This is a genomic window from Streptomyces sp. NPDC042201 (genome assembly GCF_055582185.1).
The window spans coordinates 340440-356420 of the sequence record NZ_JBVJDS010000002.1 but is presented as its reverse complement, the minus strand read 5'-3'; the positions used below and the strand labels follow the sequence as shown (position 1 = coordinate 356420).

Annotated in this window: 14 protein-coding genes, 1 tRNA gene and 1 pseudogene; 10 read left to right on the top strand and 6 right to left on the bottom strand. The window is 70.4% G+C overall.

The genetic code is table 11. The annotated features are described in order from the left end of the window. Positions 1 to 145 precede the first annotated feature (145 nt). The 4 genes and pseudogenes from ACZ6MZ_RS05500 to ACZ6MZ_RS05485 all read left to right on the top strand — a co-directional run. On the top strand, positions 146 to 1021 hold the full coding sequence (locus tag ACZ6MZ_RS05500; protein WP_469349990.1) for a hypothetical protein: 876 nt from the start codon (positions 146 to 148) through the stop codon (positions 1019 to 1021). Positions 1022 to 1331: 310 nt separating this feature from the next. Beyond that, the gene (locus ACZ6MZ_RS05495; RefSeq protein WP_469350384.1) at positions 1332 to 4010 is read left to right on the top strand and encodes a YfhO family protein; all 2679 of its coding nucleotides are present in this window, start codon (positions 1332 to 1334) and stop codon (positions 4008 to 4010) included. Then, positions 4004 to 4990, top strand: a complete 987-nt coding sequence (locus tag ACZ6MZ_RS05490) for a glycosyltransferase family 2 protein (RefSeq protein WP_469349989.1) — start codon at positions 4004 to 4006, stop codon at positions 4988 to 4990. Before ACZ6MZ_RS05495 ends, ACZ6MZ_RS05490 begins: the two co-directional genes overlap by 7 nt. After that, positions 4990 to 5352 (top strand): annotated as a pseudogene (locus ACZ6MZ_RS05485) (GtrA family protein); the annotation flags it as partial. The gene ACZ6MZ_RS05490 and the pseudogene ACZ6MZ_RS05485, both read left to right, overlap by 1 nt. A 42-nt stretch (positions 5353 to 5394) precedes the next feature. Here the strand turns inward: ACZ6MZ_RS05485 and ACZ6MZ_RS05480 are convergent. From ACZ6MZ_RS05480 to ku, 6 genes are all read right to left on the bottom strand, one after another. Continuing rightward, positions 5395 to 6135 (bottom strand): SDR family NAD(P)-dependent oxidoreductase, encoded by a 741-nt coding sequence (locus tag ACZ6MZ_RS05480; RefSeq protein ID WP_389788420.1) that lies wholly within the window; start codon positions 6133 to 6135, stop codon positions 5395 to 5397. A gap of 38 nt (positions 6136 to 6173) precedes the next feature. Beyond that, entirely contained in the window at positions 6174 to 6728 is a 555-nt protein-coding gene (locus ACZ6MZ_RS05475) for a TetR/AcrR family transcriptional regulator (protein WP_469349987.1), read from the bottom strand. A 110-nt stretch (positions 6729 to 6838) separates the two neighbouring features. After that, the gene (locus ACZ6MZ_RS05470; RefSeq protein WP_384186280.1) at positions 6839 to 7252 is read right to left on the bottom strand and encodes a PIN domain-containing protein; all 414 of its coding nucleotides are present in this window, start codon (positions 7250 to 7252) and stop codon (positions 6839 to 6841) included. Next, positions 7249 to 7512 (bottom strand): CopG family transcriptional regulator, encoded by a 264-nt coding sequence (locus ACZ6MZ_RS05465; RefSeq protein WP_384186277.1) that lies wholly within the window; start codon positions 7510 to 7512, stop codon positions 7249 to 7251. Before ACZ6MZ_RS05465 ends, ACZ6MZ_RS05470 begins: the two co-directional genes overlap by 4 nt. A gap of 280 nt (positions 7513 to 7792) precedes the next feature. Then, a tRNA-Arg gene (locus ACZ6MZ_RS05460) sits at positions 7793 to 7864 on the bottom strand. Between the two features lie 307 nt (positions 7865 to 8171). After that, entirely contained in the window at positions 8172 to 9215 is a 1044-nt protein-coding gene (gene ku / locus ACZ6MZ_RS05455; protein ID WP_469349985.1) for a non-homologous end joining protein Ku, read from the bottom strand. A 41-nt stretch (positions 9216 to 9256) separates the two neighbouring features. Here ku and ligD point away from each other — a divergent pair, with 41 nt between their 5' ends. The 6 genes from ligD (at position 9257) to ACZ6MZ_RS05425 (ending at position 15938) form a co-directional block, all read left to right on the top strand. Continuing rightward, the gene (gene ligD / locus ACZ6MZ_RS05450) at positions 9257 to 10141 is read left to right on the top strand and encodes a non-homologous end-joining DNA ligase (RefSeq protein WP_469349983.1); all 885 of its coding nucleotides are present in this window, start codon (positions 9257 to 9259) and stop codon (positions 10139 to 10141) included. A gap of 166 nt (positions 10142 to 10307) precedes the next feature. Then, positions 10308 to 10637, top strand: coding sequence for a zinc-ribbon domain-containing protein (locus ACZ6MZ_RS05445; RefSeq protein ID WP_469349981.1), 330 nt, complete (start codon positions 10308 to 10310; stop codon positions 10635 to 10637). Positions 10638 to 10791: 154 nt separating this feature from the next. Next, a complete protein-coding gene (locus ACZ6MZ_RS05440; RefSeq protein WP_469349979.1) occupies positions 10792 to 11643 on the top strand; it encodes a hypothetical protein in 852 nt (283 codons plus the stop codon). Beyond that, the gene (locus tag ACZ6MZ_RS05435; protein WP_469349978.1) at positions 11640 to 12893 is read left to right on the top strand and encodes a histidine kinase dimerization/phospho-acceptor domain-containing protein; all 1254 of its coding nucleotides are present in this window, start codon (positions 11640 to 11642) and stop codon (positions 12891 to 12893) included. The genes ACZ6MZ_RS05440 and ACZ6MZ_RS05435 overlap by 4 nt, the downstream gene beginning before the upstream one ends. A gap of 109 nt (positions 12894 to 13002) precedes the next feature. Beyond that, the gene (locus ACZ6MZ_RS05430) at positions 13003 to 14484 is read left to right on the top strand and encodes an FtsW/RodA/SpoVE family cell cycle protein (protein WP_384186260.1); all 1482 of its coding nucleotides are present in this window, start codon (positions 13003 to 13005) and stop codon (positions 14482 to 14484) included. Further along, on the top strand, positions 14481 to 15938 hold the full coding sequence (locus tag ACZ6MZ_RS05425) for a penicillin-binding transpeptidase domain-containing protein (protein WP_469349976.1): 1458 nt from the start codon (positions 14481 to 14483) through the stop codon (positions 15936 to 15938). Before ACZ6MZ_RS05430 ends, ACZ6MZ_RS05425 begins: the two co-directional genes overlap by 4 nt. Positions 15939 to 15981 lie beyond the last annotated feature (43 nt).

The window sequence follows — 15981 nt, the reverse complement described above, 5'->3', positions numbered from 1 at the left end:
AAAGGTGTTGTGACTACCCTCGGTGCTTGACACACTCACTGCGGCCCGGCGGGAAGGACACCCCGCCGACAACAGGGTCACTCTGCTTCTCCTTGGGGGGGAATCACCGATGAAACTCAGCGCGCCCAGACGCGCCCTCGCTCGCGTGACGGTCGTACTGTCGCTGGCACTGACGCTGGCGACCGGCACGACCGTCCTCGCGAGCACCGCCGCGCAGGCCCGGACACCCGTCGAGACGGGATCGCTCAGCTTCAGCGGCGACGCCGACGACTACATCAGTGGCGGCCGGTCCTACTCCTACGACACCGCGTCGCAGGACCGCCTCACGGCGTCCGGCAACGCCGACAACAGGGTCATCTCCGTCTCGGTCGACGGGGCCAACGGTGACTGGTGGTACCTCGACCTCGCGGCGCCGGCCGGCCAGACCCTGACGCCGGGCGAATACACCGGCGCCACCCGGTACCCGTTCAACGAGGCGGCCGAGCCCGGTCTCTCCCTCGACGGGAACGGACGCGGCTGCAACACGCTGACCGGCTCCTTCACCATCTCGAATGTGGCGTTCGGGCCGAGTGGATACGTACAGACCCTGGACGCCACGTACGAGCAGCACTGCGAGGGGGGCTCCGCCGCCCTGCGCGGCGAGGTCCACATCAACAACCCCGCCCCGCCCGCGGAGCTCGACCTCGGCCTCGTCGTCGCGCTCGACGGCACGGCCTCCACCCTGAACGGCAAGGCCACCCTGCACGGCACGGTGAGCTGCAACGCGCCGGTCGAGGTGACCCTGTCGGGCCATGTGACGCAGGTGAAGAACCGCGTCCTCATCAACGGCACGTACTCCACCTCGGTGGACTGCGAGCCGGGCACCCCGGCGGCCTGGACGGCCAAGTCGACCCCCACCGGAACGACTCCGTTCCAGAAGGGCAAAGTCGAGGTCGAGGCCCAGGCCTCCGCGCTGGACCCGAACTACGGCGTAACCGTGACCGCCGCCGAGACCGTGGTCGTCCGCCTCATCAAGGGCTGACCCTCCACCGACCCACCCGGCCCCGTCCGCACCCGAAAGGGCCCGCGGCCGGGGCCGGCCTCTCTCTGTCCGGCCTGAGGGATACCTGAGGGATAAAGGCCTGTTCCGCAGGTGCCGATCCATGTACGTGGTCGGCGTCACAGCAGCGTGAGCCGCTGGGCGGACAGGACAGAGTGTGAAACACATCCCGCCCACCGAGGCAGCCGCCGCCGATACGGGAGCGGGCGCCGTATCGAGCCCGCCGGGGCCCGCTGCCCGGTCGTCAGCTTCTGCTCGCGCGTCGTCGGTCTCCCGGTCGCCGTGCCTCCGGCTGCCGTTCCGGCCGGCCGGGGACGTCCGCGGGCGTGCCGCGCTTCTCGCGGCGGCGCTCACCGTGGTGGCGTTCTGCGCCGGTGACGCCGCCGCCCGGACCTTCCCCTTCGGGCCGGGCTCACGCAGCGTGAACGACCTCGGCAACGAGTACGTACCGCTCCACGCCTATCTGTGGGATCTGCTGCACGGACGGGGCGACGGAGGGCTGTTCATCAACTGGCGGTCCGGCTTCGGCGCGAGCCTGCTGCCGGACCTCGGCACGTATCTGACCAGCCCGTTCGCCCCGCTCGTCGCACTGTTCCCGCGCGAGGAGATCGATCTCGCGGTCTATGTGATCACCGTACTGAAGATGGCGACGGCCGGGGCCGCCATGGCCTGTCTGCTGCTCACCCTCAGGACCGGCCGCTGGTGGATCGCGGGCATCCTGGGCGCCTCGTACGCCCTGTGCGGCTGGTCCGTCCTCGAAGCGTCGTACAACCCCATGTGGGTGGACGGTCTCATCGCTCTGCCGCTGCTGTGTCTCGTCGGCGGCTGGGCGATGTCCGGCCGGCACCGTGTCCTCGGCCCGGTCGTGGTCGCGGTGGTCTGGGCCGCCAACTTCTACACCGCGTACATGGCCACCATCGGCGCCGCTCTGGTGCTGCTCGCCCGGCTGCTGCTGGACGGGCCTCTCGCGCCGCACGGGCCCGTCACGCCGAACGGGCCCGTCACATTCCGGGAGCGGCTCCTCGTACTGCGGCGTGCCGCCGTGAGTGCGGCGATCGGTATCGGTCTCGCCGCACCCGTCGTGGTCGTCGTCTACTTCGGCACCCGGCACGCGTATCCCGGCGCGGTCCGGGAGTTCACGCCCGAGCCCTGGGCGGACGTGTTCGCCGGCGTGCTTCCCGGCGCGTGGAGTTTCGGCACCCCCGCCTCGTACGTCGATACCGCGGCGCTGCTGCTCGCCCTCACGCTGCCGTTCAACCGCGCCGTCCCCCGGCGGGAGCGCGGGGTGTGGAGCCTGCTGGTCGTCGCCGTGGCCCTGTCGATGCAGTGGGGCCCCACGCATCTGGCCTGGCATGCCTTCGCGACCCCCAACGGCAGCCCGTACCGCCAGACGTTCGTGCTCTGCGGGCTGCTGGTGATCGCCGCCTGGACGTCCATGGCGCGGGGCGCGCCCGGCCGGCGCGCGCTGCTCGCCGCCGGTGCGCTGCTCGCCCTGCTCACCGCGGTCGCCTGGCAAAGCCGGCTGATCAGCGTCCTCACGATCCCGCTCCTGCTGGCGGGCCTCGCGGCGACGGCGCTGGCCCTGACGCTGCTGCGTACCCGACTCACGGGCCGCCGCAGCGGCGGCCGTTGGGCGCTGTTCCTCACGGCCGCGCTCCTCGTCGGCACGCAGTTCGTCCAGTCCGCCGCCACGACGGCGTACGGCGACGCGGCGAGGATCGCCCGTCTCGACGACTACGGGCCCTGGGGACAGCGCCAAGCGCGGCAGGCGGAGACGATCGCCGAGGCGGACGGCTGGCCCCGGTACCGCACCGATCCGGGCCGTGAGCAGACGGTCGGCAACGATCCGATGCTGGTCGGCGGCCAGGGCGCGCAGTACTACAGCAGCGTCACCTCCGACGTCCTGAGCAGGACCCTCACCGCGCTCGGTGGCGGCTACACCTCGGGCGGCCGGTCCGTCCAGAGCCTCGACAACGCCGTCACGGACGCCATCTTCTCCGTCGGTGTACGGCTGCATTCCCCGCCCGATCCGTACCAGGAGAAGGACCGGGCGAAGGACCGGGAGAAGGACCGGTCCCGGGACCAGGACCGGGACGCCAGCACGGACCTGCGCGGGCCGACGGTGTCCCGCCAGGACGTCCCGCCCCTGGTGACCGTACGGAGCACGGGTACCGCGCCCGCCTTCGGCCCGTCCGCCTACCGCAATCAGGAGAAGCTGCTCGGCGCGGAGGTGTACACCGTGCCCCGTATCTTCGTGCGCGCCGGCGACGGAGCACCGGCACCGCGCAGGGACGAGGCCGCTTCCGGCTACCGGATCCCCGGCCCGCCGACGAAGCGGTCGGCTGAGCCCGCGTACGTACTGACCGCCTCCTGCCCGGCGGGCAGCGAGGTCCACCTCTGGGCGCCGACGTTCCGGGGTACCGCGACGCTCTCCGGAAGCTCCCTCACCCAGCGCTTCCACGGCGACTCCGCCCGCAGACGGGCCGCGATGCAGCCGCTGGGCGCGGCGCCGGCGTCCGGTCGTGTCGCCGTGGACGTGACATCCGAACAGGGCGGCGTCATCCCGGACGGCGCGATCGGCTGCCTCGACCCCGTACGGCTGCGTACGGCTGTTGACCGGCTCACCTCCACCGGCGCCACCGAGGTGACGGTCTCCGGCAGCACCGTACGGGCCGAACTGCCGCCCGGAAGCGCGGGCGTCGCCGTGCTCGCCGTACCGCGGATCGCCGGGTGGCGTTGCGCGGCGGGCGACGGCGAGGCGCGCCCCGCCGGGGAGTACCTCGGCCTCGTCGCGGTCCCGCTCACCGCCTCGACGACCGCCGTCACCTGCACCTTCCACCCGCCCGGCCTGTGGCTGGGCCTCACGCTGGGGGCCGCCACGCTGCTGGCCCTGATCCTGCTCCACGCGCTCCCGGGCCTCCGCGCCCGCCGCACCGCCCACCGTCTTCGCAGAAGGAGAGAAACATGCTGATCTCGATCGTCGTTCCTTGCTACAACGAAGAGGAGGTCATCAGGCAGTTCCATGAGCGCGTCGATCGTGAGCTCCTGAGTGTCCGTCACGACATCGAGTTCGTGTACGTGGACGACGGGAGCAGCGACGCGACGCTGAGCCTGCTGACGCGGCTGGCGGACGAGGATCCCCGCGCCCGCTACGTCTCCTTCAGCCGTAACTTCGGCAAGGAGGCGGCCATGCTCGCCGGTCTCCGCCACGCCTCGGGCGACACCGTGGTCATCATGGACGCGGATCTGCAGCACCCGCCGGAGCTGATACCGCGGATGGTGGACCTGCACGAACACGGCTTCGACCAGGTGATCACCCGGCGCACCCGGAAGGGCGACCGGGTGACCCGTACCCTCACCGCGCGGGCGTACTACTGGTTCATCAACCGGCTGGTCGACGTCGAACTGGTCGACGGGGCTGGCGACTTCCGGCTGCTCTCCCGCCGGGCGGTGGACGCCGTGCTGGAACTGACCGAGTACAACCGCTTCTCCAAGGGCCTGTTCGCCTGGGTGGGATTCCCCAGCACGACCTTCGACTACGAGAACGCCGTACGCGAGCGGGGCAGCAGCACCTGGACGTTCGGCAAGCTCCTCAACTACGGACTCGACGGCCTGCTCTCCTTCAACAACAAGCCCCTGCGCGCCGCGCTCTATCTGGGCCTGACGCTCCTGACGATCGCCGCGGTGTACACGCTGTGGTCCGTCGGGGACGTACTCCTGAACGGCGTCGAGGCACCGGGCTACGTCACCCTCATCGTGATCGTCACCGCCCTCGCCGGCGTGCAGATGGTCATGGTCGGCGTGATCGGCGAATACGTCGGGCGCGTCTACTACGAGGTGAAGGACCGCCCTCACTTCCTGGTCAAGGCCACCAACACCGGCGCCCCGGCCGAACGCCGCCGCCCGCTCGCGGTCGGCGCCGGCAACCCGCCCGGCAGTCTGGCCGGCTGATGTCCGGACACCTCATCAGATTCGGACTGACGGGTGTGGTCAACACGGCCGTCTACTACGGCCTCTATCTGCTGTTCCTGCTCTCCCTGCCCTACCAGGCGGCGCATGTGCTGGCCTTCGCGCTCAGCGTGGTCGGCTCGTTCTTCCTGCATTCCTGGTTCACCTACCGCACCCGCCCGACCTGGCGGAAGTTCTTCGCCTTCCCCCTGACGACGGCCGCCAACTTCCTGATCACCACCGGCGGCATCCACCTGCTCGTGAACGTCCTCCACACGGACCGCCGCACAGCCCCGCTCCTCGCGGCGGCCTGCGCCATCCCGATCACCTTCGCCCTGACCCGAGCAATCATGCTCCCCCCAACCACCCCCGCCGCCGGGTCCGCCCGTGGCGGTGTGTTGTGGGGGTCAGATGGCGGTGGCGCCGCCGTCGACGGCGAGGGTGGAGCCGGTGACGTAGCTGGAGCGGGGGGAGGCCAGGAACAGGATGGCCTCGGCGATCTCGGTGGGGGTAGCGGTACGGCGCAGGGGGAGGGCCTCGCCGAGTTCGGCGACGCCGTCGCCCCACTCGGCCAGGACGCCTTCGGTGACGGTCGGACCGGGGGCGACGCTGTTGACGCGGACGCCGCCGGGGCTGAACTCGGCCGCCCAGGTGCGGGTGAACGAGGCGAGCGCGGCTTTGGTGGCGCTGTAGCCGGAGGCTCCGGGCACGCCCATGGAGGCGGCCATGGTGGTGACGTTGACGATGCTGCCGGCGCCCTTGGCGAGCATCGCCGGCGCCAGGGCGGCGGTGAGGAAGAACGCGCCGCGCACATTGGTGTCGAACATCTGTTGGAACCCGGCGACACTCTGCTCCACGGTCGCGGCGACCGGGAACGCCGCCGCGTTATTGACCAGGATGTCGACCGGTCCTGCCTGTTCGGCCAGGGCACCGACCGATTCCAGGTCGCCCAGGTCCGCGGCGACGAAACGGACCGAGCCGGGGCCGTCCCCGATGTCCCCGATGTCGGCGACGGCGGTGGCGCCGCGTTCGGCATTCCGGCCGGAGATGACGACCGTCGCGCCCTCGCGGGCGAACAGCCGGGCGGCTTCCAGACCGATTCCGGCCGTGCCGCCGGTGATGAGCGCGATCTGATCCTTCAGTTCCATCGGATTACTTCCCTCGGCTAGTTCGAGGCTCCGCTTCGTCAGCGACTGCGGGTCGCTGACCTGCGTCTTGCCTGGCCATGGGCGATAATCGCCTCATTTTTTAGAGCGTCGGCGTCCTCGCGCAGCTCACCGCGGGCCCGCATGGCGTTCAGTCCGTCGCGGATGGCCCGCTCCCACTGGCTGTAGCCGGCCACGATCTCGGCGCGGGCCTGCGGATCGTGGTCGGACAGCTCCACGGACAGGGATCCGATGGGACAGCCGCCCCTGCAGTTGCCCGCGCGCTGGAGGTCGACGATGGCATCCCGCCACGCCTCCAGCGCCTCGAAACTGTCCAGTCGGCTCAGCAGCGGCCGCTGGAAGGCGAGAATGGACTCCGTCTGGTAGGTGATGACGGCCCGGACGAGAGACTGCTTCCCGCCGAAGTAGTGGTACAGCTGCGAGGGACTGCTGATCCCGGTGGCCTTCAGCACGTCGTCCGTGCTGGTGCCCGCGACGCCGCGCTCGAACATCAGCTTCGCCGCGGCCGCCACAATGCGGTCACGGGTGGCCTGCCCCTTCGGCGTAAGACGCCGCGCCACGATCCCGGTTTTCACCCCATTACCGTACCAACTTTCCGGAGTCAACACTCCCTACGGTCCGCAGGCGCCGACCCCGATCCGGAAGAGCCACTGACCCGACGTCAGGGGGGACACGCGGGCTGCAGTCAGACCTTAATGACGGTGACAAGTCCGCCGCACAGTGCGGCGAGGTCCTCAGGGTCTGAGGTGAGCGCGGTGACAGGCCCGGGGGATGCGAGGGCGGTGGCGCAGAGCATGGCATCGATGGCGTACTTGTGCCCGTGCAATTCAGCGTCGGCCAGCAGGGCGGCAGCATGACGGGCGATGGGCTCAGTGACCGGCTCGACGACGATGCGCGACAGGATCCATTCGAGGGCGGGACGTTTGATCCTGGGGTGGATCACTTCCACGAGGGTGGCCGCGCTGACGATGACCCGCATATCGTCGGCTCTCGCCAGGGCGAGCCAGCCGGTCACTTCGCGGTCGCGCAGTACAGCCTTGGCCAGTCCCTCGCTGTCGAGAACCAGCGTGCCGCCCGGTGCGGCGGGCGAGCGCGTCACGCAGCGCTCACCGCGTCGGCCTGCTGCTGTTCGCGGGCACGGTGCAGTTGGTCGCGCTTGGCCTGGATCTCTTCCTCGGTGACCGGTCCGTGTTCAGCCTCGGCGACTGAGATGAGCTCGTTCAGATTGTCCCGCTCGATCTGGCGGGCCACGGCCGCGGCGACGTACGCGGACAGGCCGGACGGACCACTACGCGCGCGGGCGGCTTCAGCGATGTCGCGTGGCATCGTGATCGAATACTTCCCAGTAGGGTCACTCATGCTCCTTATCCTACCTGCGATCCTCCCGACGTGGAGTGGGAACGTCCCTCGGCGACCCGGAGGGCCGGGGAATCGTGTTGCTGCGCCGCACCTCAGCCCCCGGATCGGTCTGCCTCTGCATCCGGCGAACAGTCATCTCTTCGCTCGGCGATGCCCATCTGACTGAACGCCAGGACAAGGGATGGGAAACCGAAACAGCCTCGGACGTCCGGGTGCGTTTCGGTACGAACAAGAAAGGGCCTGACCGGCATTTCTGCTGGTCAGACCCTCTATCCGGAAGTGCCCCCGGCAGGATTCGAACCTGCGCACCCGGCTCCGGAGGCCGATGCTCTATCCCCTGAGCTACGGGGGCGTATCGCTGTGTTGCTTGGCGACGAAAGAAACCTTACCAGCTTCGGCGGGGTGGCCGTGAACAGGTATTTCCGGCTGCCGCTTCGCGTTGCGGCGGGGGTGGCGGGGGTTCTCGGGCGCGGGGGAAGGCCAGGACCGTGAGGGCGCGGCGGGGGGTGTTGTGCGTCGGGGGGAGGTCGAGTGTGGCGAGGGTCCTGCCGATGTGTTTGGCCACGGCCGCCTCGGGGACCGCGAGTTGGCGGGCTACCGCCGCGGTGGGCTCGTTCGGGGCGTGGGTGCCGTCCGGTCGGCGTCTGCCCCGCCGTGACTCAGGCCGATGCTCGCTTTCCGGACGCGGACTTCTTCGCGGCGGCCGTGTCCGTCTTTTTGGCCGCGCGCTTGCCCGTACCGGTCTTGGCGTCGTCCTTCGACGCCGACGTCTTCTTCGCCGCGCCTTTCTTCCCGGTGCCCTTCGTCCCGGTGGTGCTCGCCGTCGCAGCCTTCTCCGCCGGCTTCTTTGCGGCGGCCTTCTTCGCCGGCTTCTCCGTCGGCTTGAGGTGCGTGACCTCAGCGACCTCCCCGCCCTCGCCGCCCTCGCCCCGCGCCTCCTTCGCCGCGCGGACGCTGTTCTCCAGCGCCGCCATCAGGTCGAGGACCTTGCCGCCGCCCGCCGCCGGCTCGCGCTCCGGTACCGGTTCGCCCTCCGCCTTGGCGGCGATCAGTTCCTCGACCGCCTCGCGGTAGTCGTCGTGCAGCGAGTCGATGTCGACCGAGCCGAGGGTGTCCATCAAGGCGTCCGCCATGTCGAGTTCGGCGTCCCGTACGGTGACCTCGGTATCGGGCGCGACCCCCTCGGGGGCGCGGATCTCGTCCGGCCAGAGCAGGCCGTGCATGGCGATGACGTCGCCGACCACCCGCAGCATGCCGAGCCGCTCCCGCCCCCGCAGCGCGAACTTGGCGACGGCGACCTTCTCGCTGCGCTTCAGCGCCTCGCGCAGCAGGACGTACGGCTTGGCTGCCGGCACGCCGCTCGCGGAGAGGTAGTACGCCGTATCCATCTGGAGCGGATCGATCGTGGTCGCCGGGACGAACGCCACGATCTCGATCGTCTTCGCGGTGGGCAGCGGCAGTGCGGCCAGGTCGGCGTCGGTGATCGGGATGATGGACCCGTCGGCTTCCTCGTACCCCTTGCCGATCTCCGCCGACGACACCTCCTGCTCGTCCAGCTCGCAGACCTTGCGGTAGCGGATGCGGCCGCCGTCCGCGATATGGAACTGGCGGAAGGAGATCGAGTGGTTCTCGGTGGCGTTCACCAGCTTGATCGGGATGCTGACCAGCCCGAAGGAGATCGCGCCGTTCCATATGGATCGCACGTTTCATCCCTTTCGTACGAGATTCATGGGATTGTCATCGTATGACGCCGATCACAGAGGTGGAGGGGCGGCGCCTGGCGCTCAGCAATCTGGACAAGGTCCTGTACGCCGCCACTGGCACCACCAAGGGCGAGGTCCTGCACTATTACGCCCGTACGGCGGGCCCTCTGCTGGCCCATCTCGCCGACCGCCCCGTCTCCTTCCTGCGCTATCCGGACGGGCCTGACGGCCAGCGGTTCTTCACCAAGAACCCGCCGCCGGGCACCCCGTCCTGGGTACGGATCGCCGACGTACCCAGCACCACCGCGGGGACCAGCCGGCAGGTGGTGGTGGAGGATCTGCCGACGCTGATGTGGGCGGCGAATCTGGTGGTGGAGTTCCATACGCCGCAGTGGTGCGCGGACGAGCCGGGTTGCGCCGACCGGCTGGTGTTCGACCTGGATCCGGGGGCGCCCGCCACCGCCGTGGAGTGCTGCGAGGTGGCGCTCTGGCTGCGTGAGCGGCTGAGCGCGGACGGGCTGGAGGCGTACGCGAAGACCTCCGGCTCGAAGGGGCTGCATCTGCTCGTACCGCTGGAGCGGGCGCCCTCGGCGGAGGTCTCGGCGTACGCGAAAGGCCTGGCCGTCGAGGCCGAGACGGCGCTGCCGCGGCTGGTGGTGCACCGGATGCGCCGGTCGCTGCGGCCCGGGAAGGTCTTCGTCGACCACAGCCAGAACGCGGCGGCGAAGACGACCGCGACGCCCTACACCCTGCGGGCCAGGGCGGAGCCGACCGTCTCCACACCCCTGACCTGGGAAGAGGTCGAGGGCTGTACGGCTGCCGAGCAGCTGGTCTTCGGCGTGAACGACATCGCGGGGCGGCTGGAGCGGTACGGGGACCTCCTCGGCCCGCTCACCGACCCGGACCAGGCCGGGCGGCTCCCGTGACCGCCCCTGCCCGGGTTCTGAGATCTGCTCCGGATCTGCCACCTGACCCGGCCCCACTCCCGGATCCGACCTCGGCCCCACCCCGGACCCGCCCGGGCCGCGCGACTGTCAGAGGCGTGCGGCACACTCTCCCCAGGGCGCGTGTCTCGCGGAAGGAATCCCACGCATGATCATCTTCGGTACCAAGGGCTATCTCTACCAACTGGCGATACTGACGCTGGTCTGCGGCCGCTGCGGCAACCCGTCGGCGCACACGCTCAGGAAGCGCGTCAGCAAGTTCACGCTGTTCTTCGTGCCGCTGTTCCCGTTCTCCACGAAGTACGCGACCCAGTGCACGTTCTGCGGCGCCGAGCAGCAGCTGAGCAAGGAGCAGGCGGACCAGCTGCTGGCCCAGAGCAGCGGGCAGGGCGGCATACAGGGGTACGGGCAGGCCGGCGGCCAGGGGTACGGCCAGGGCGGCGGACAGCCGGAGCAGCAGAACCCGTACCAGCGCTGAGCCACCCCCGCCTCCCCGAGCACCACACTCTCCGCGTCCACACCGACCGGCGGCGCCGTAAAAGCGACTAAAGGAACTTTTCTCACCATAGGGTGCTGGAACGACCGATCGTTCCAGGAGCACCTTGTCCCCTCGTCGCACCGCAGTCGGAACAGTGCTGGCAGCCACCGCCGCCGCGCTGTCCTTCTCGCTGTCCGCGTGCGGCAGCGAGAGCGGGCTCAAGAGCGCGGGCCCCACCACGGCCGCTGTCGGGCCGGTGCGCCTCTGGCCCGGCCTCCCCGCGATCTCCGCGCCGCCCCTCGGCTTCGGGGAGAGCGACAAGGAACGCGTCCCGGGCGTCCGGGTCACCCACAACAGCACCCGCGGCCTGGATCCCGTCACCGTCGTCAGGGCGGAGGTCGCCGCCCACCCGAAGGACGCCACCGGCGCCGGTGGGCTCCCCGAGCAGACCGTCACGCGGCTCGCGGACTGTGACAGGCGATCGGCGACGCAGGGCGAGAAGCGGCCGGGGAGCCGGGCGGGGACACGACCGGAAAGGCAGCCGCAAGCACCCGCCTCGTGCCCGGTCCTGAAGGCGTACCACCACGATCTGACCGGTGACGGCCGGGACGAGCTGATCGTGGGCGTCACATTGCCCCGCCAGCAGCTGGCCGTGCGCTGCTATCAGGCCGAGAACGGCGGGCTGACCCGCATCATGTCCACCTCCGACCAGGTCGTCGCCGTCGAGCTGGCGGGCGAGGATCTGATTCTGCGGGTGGTCTCGGCGGGCATCCCGGGATACGAGTACCGGACGGCCTGGTCCTGGGACGCCCGGCAGGGGACAATGCTCCCCGCCCAGGACGAGATCGTCCCCGCCCGGATGTACACCCCGCCCGCGCCGGAAGCCTCCGGCGCCCCCTCCCCCGCCCCACCACAGGACCCACCAAGCACACAGGACAGACAGACCCCACAGGGCACACAGCCGCCACCAACACCTCGCGCCTCATCGTCGGCAGGCACCCCATGAGACCCCGCGCGCCCGCCTGGACCGCCACCCTCACCTGGAAGTCGGCCGTCTTCATCACCGTGATGTGCTGCGCCCTCGCCGCCCTGCTCGGCGCCCTCGTGCATGTCTCGGTGACCCGCCAGACCGTCGACTCGGCCCGCCAGAAGGCGCTGTCCCGGCTCGCCACCGTGACCCGGGCGTACGAGGCGGGCCAGCCGCTCCCCCGGTTCGCCGGGCTGGACGCGCCGGGTCTGCCCGAGCCGCTGCGCGCGCTCGCCACGAGCGGCCGGCGCGGCACGATGGTGGCCGACTTCAAAGGCCGGCCCACCATGTGGGCGGCCGGACCCGCCGGAAATACGGCGCTCGCGGCCCGCGTCGACTACACCCTCAGCCAGAGCACCATCACCAACCTGGACCGGTCGATCCTGGGCTCCTCCGTGCTCGCCATCGGCGCCACCCTCCTCGTCGGCGCGTTCGCCGTCACCCGGGTCACCCGCCGACTGCACCTGACCGCGCAGGTGGCGCGGCGGATCAGCGCCGGCGATCTCGACGCCCGCGTCAACGACCCCCGTACGAAGGACCCTTCACGCCCCGAGGACGAAGTGGCCACGGTCTCCGGCGCGCTCGACACCATGGCCTCCACGCTCCAGGACAAGCTGCTGAGCGAACAGCGCTTCACCGCCGATGTGGCCCATGAGCTGCGCACCCCGCTGACCGGACTCTCCGCGGCCGCCGAACTGCTGCCCGAGGGCCGGCCGACCGAGCTGGTGCGGGACCGGGTACGGGCAATGCGGGCACTGACCGAAGACCTGCTGGAGATCTCGCGCCTCGACGCCCGTACGGAGCAGGTCGATCTGGCCGTCCACGCACTGGCGCCGCTGGCGGCGGGGGTGGTGCGGGCGTCGGGCACACCGGCGGAGGTACGGGTCGTCAGGGACGCCTCCGTCGAGACCGACCGGCGACGGCTGGAGCGGGTGCTCGGCAATCTCGTCGCCAACGCCCACAAGCACGGACGGCCGCCGGTGGTCCTGACCGTGGAGGGCCCGGCCGTGACCGTACGCGATCATGGCGCGGGTTATCCGGCGTATCTGCTGGAGCACGGGCCACAACGGTTCCGTACGGAAGGCGGCGGCAAGGGGCACGGACTCGGACTGACCATCGCCGTCGGCCAGTCCGCGGTGATCGGGGCCGAGCTGGTGTTCAGCAACGCGCCGGACGGCGGGGCACTCGCGCGGCTGACCCTCCCGCGGCTTGACCCATCCGCGGCTTGACGCTTCCTGAGCACGGACGTCGGGCTACGTGAGTTCGACATGAGTTCGACATGCCTTATGTCTTTACATAAGCGGACATGAGGCAGGCTGCCTTGCTACGTTGCGGAACATGACCGCAACGACGGCGGGCGCTCCCCCGCCCGGGCAACGCCTCCCCAAGCGCCGCGGTGTCGAACTCTCGCTCCTCGTCTGCGCCGTCCTCATCTCCGTCTTCGGTTACATCAGCGTCGGGCTCGGCGCGGACGGCGCCGTACCGCAGGACGCGGCCGCGTACGGCGCCGGTCTGGGCATGCTCGCCCTCCTCGCGCATATCGCGGTCCGTCTCCGCGCCCCGTACGCGGATCCGCTGCTGCTCCCCATCGCGGTCCTCCTCAACGGCCTCGGCCTGGTGCTGATCTACCGGCTCGACCTGGAGACCCCGGACGCCCGGGGCGCGCCCACCCAGCTGATCTGGTCCACGCTCGGTGTCGCGCTCTTCACCGGCGTCGTCGTGTTCCTGCGCGACCATCGCGTCTTACAGCGGTACGCCTATCTCTCGGTCGCCACCGCGCTGGTGCTGCTGATCGTGCCGATCTTCTTCCCCGCCGTGAACGGCGCCAAGATCTGGATCAGGTTCGCCGGATTTTCCTTCCAGCCGGGCGAGTTCGCCAAGATCCTGCTCGCCGTCTTCTTCGCCGCGTACCTCGCCGCCAACCGCAACGCCCTCGCCTTCACCGGCCGCACCCTCTGGAAGCTCCAGCTGCCCACCGGCCGGGTCCTCGGCCCGATCGTCGCCATCTGGCTGTTCAGCGTCATCGTCCTCGTCCTCGAACGGGATCTGGGCACCTCGCTGCTCTTCTTCGGGCTCTTCGTGATCCTGCTGTACGTGGCGACCGGGCGCACCGGCTGGATCGCCGTCGGACTGCTGCTCGCCGCGGTCGGCGCCTTCGCGGTCGGCTCCCTCGAACCTCATGTCCACAGCCGGGTTCAGGACTGGCTCGCCCCCTTCGCGTCCATCGACGAGGGCCGCGGCCCGGGCCAGCTCGCCCAGTCGCTCTTCGCGTTCGCCGCCGGCGGGCTGTTCGGGACCGGCCTCGGCCGCGGCCGGTCCATCCTGATCGGCTTCGCCGCCAAGTCGGACTTCATCCTCGCCACCGCGGGCGAGGAACTGGGCCTGGTCGGTCTCACCGCCATCTTCCTGCTGTACACGCTGCTCGTGGCCCGCGGTTACCGCGCCGGCGTCGCCCTGCGCGACCCCTTCGGACAGCTGCTCGCCATCGGACTCGCCTCGATCCTCGCCTTCCAGGTCTTCGTCATCGCGGGCGGCGTGATGGGGCTGATCCCGCTCACCGGTATGGCGATGCCCTTCCTCGCGCAGGGCGGTTCGTCCGTCGTCACCAACTGGATCATCGTGGCGCTGCTCATCAGGCTCAGCGACTCGGCCCGCAGTCCGCATCCGGAGACCGTGGAGACCGGAGTCATCGCCCCGAACGGGCAGGACGGGTGGGGCCGGCAAAACGGGTGGGGCGGACAGGACGGGCGGAACGAACAGGACGGGGCCATCAGACCGCAGGACGGCGCCATCAGGCCGACCGGGGAGGACGACCGGTGATCCGGTACATCCGACGGGCCGCCGCCCTCTGTCTGCTGCTGCTCCTCGCGCTGCTGGTCAACGCGGTCAGGATCCAGGTGTTCGAGGCCCACTCACTCGACAACAATCCCGCCAACCGCCGTGACACCGTGGCCCGTTACGCGCAGCCGCGCGGCAATATCCTTGTCGACGGCCAAGCGGTCACCGGCTCGAAGGACACCAGGCAGCAGCTGCGCTACGAACGCACCTACCGGCACGGTCCGCTGTACGCACCCGTCACCGGTTACGCCTCCCAGACCTATGGCACGACGCTGATCGAGAACGCCGAGGACGACATCCTCTCCGGTACGGACCCGAGGCTGGCCCCTCTTCCCTTCTGGAACGACGTCACCCGCAGCCGGCAGCCCGGCGGCCGGGTCGCCACCACCATCAAGGCGTCGATGCAGCGCGCCGCGTACGACGGACTCGCCGGCAGACGGGGCGCGGTCGCGGCGATCGAGCCCACCACCGGCAAGATTCTGGCGCTGGTCAGCAGTCCGTCGTACGACCCCGAGCAGCTGTCGGGCACCGGCCAGGACGTCACCGACGCCTGGACCCGGCTGAACGGCGAGGCCGCGCAGCCGATGCTCAACCGGGCCATCCGGCAGACCTATCCGCCGGGCTCCGCCTTCAAGATCGTGACGGCGGCGGCCGCGCTGGACTCCCGTACGGTCACCGATGTCGACGCCCCGACCGGCATCCCCGAGCCGTATGTCCTGCCGGGCACGCGGACCACGCTTCCCAATGAGGCGGGCGGGTGCGACGGGGCGTCGCTGGCGTACGCCATCACCTGGTCCTGCAACACGGTGCTGGCCGGACTCGGGGTGGAGGTCGGGCTGAACGGGATGCTGGACATGGCGAAGAGGTTCGGCTTCAACGACAGCGGGCTCAGGATCCCGTCCGGGGTCGCCGCGTCCCACTTCGACACCCGCATGAGCGACGATCAGCTGGCGCTCTCCTCGATCGGGCAGTTCGACACGACAGCGACTCCGCTCCAGATGGCGATGGTCGCGTCGGCGGTCGCGGGCGGCGGGGACCTCAGATACCCCTATCTGGTGGACCGGACCCTGGCCTCGGACGGCGATGTCGTGTCCCGTACCGGCGACCGGACCTATCGGCGGGTGATGAACCCGGCCACGGCGCAGCAGGTCAGGCAGTTGATGATCGACGTCGTCACGGACGGTACGGGCACGAACGCGGCGATCGACGGGGCGACGGTCGGCGGAAAGACGGGGACGGCGCAGCACGGGGTGGGCAACTCCGGTACGCCGTACGCCTGGTTCATCGCGTGGGCGCAGGCGGACAACACGTTCAGGCCGGCGGTGGCGGTGGCGGTGGTGGTCGAGGACGCGGCGGCCGACCGGGCGGACATCAGCGGGGGCGGTGACGCGGCGCCGATCGCGCGGGCGGTGATGGAGGAGGCGCTGAGAAAGTAGCGGGGCGCGGCGAAGGGCGCCAGGGGACGATCGGGGCGACCGG

Excerpts from the sequence above, each read along its gene's own strand:
- ligD (WP_469349983.1), top strand. The coding sequence starts at position 9,257 with ATGACGCCGATCACAGAGGTGGAGGGGCGGCGCCTGGCGCTCAGCAAT.
- ACZ6MZ_RS05490 (WP_469349989.1), top strand. The coding sequence starts at position 4,004 with ATGCTGATCTCGATCGTCGTTCCTTGCTACAACGAAGAGGAGGTCATC.
- ACZ6MZ_RS05435 (WP_469349978.1), top strand. The coding sequence starts at position 11,640 with ATGAGACCCCGCGCGCCCGCCTGGACCGCCACCCTCACCTGGAAGTCG.
- ACZ6MZ_RS05465 (WP_384186277.1), bottom strand. The coding sequence starts at position 7,512 with ATGAGTGACCCTACTGGGAAGTATTCGATCACGATGCCACGCGACATC.
- ACZ6MZ_RS05480 (WP_389788420.1), bottom strand. The coding sequence starts at position 6,135 with ATGGAACTGAAGGATCAGATCGCGCTCATCACCGGCGGCACGGCCGGA.
- ACZ6MZ_RS05430 (WP_384186260.1), top strand. The coding sequence starts at position 13,003 with ATGACCGCAACGACGGCGGGCGCTCCCCCGCCCGGGCAACGCCTCCCC.
- ACZ6MZ_RS05445 (WP_469349981.1), top strand. The coding sequence starts at position 10,308 with ATGATCATCTTCGGTACCAAGGGCTATCTCTACCAACTGGCGATACTG.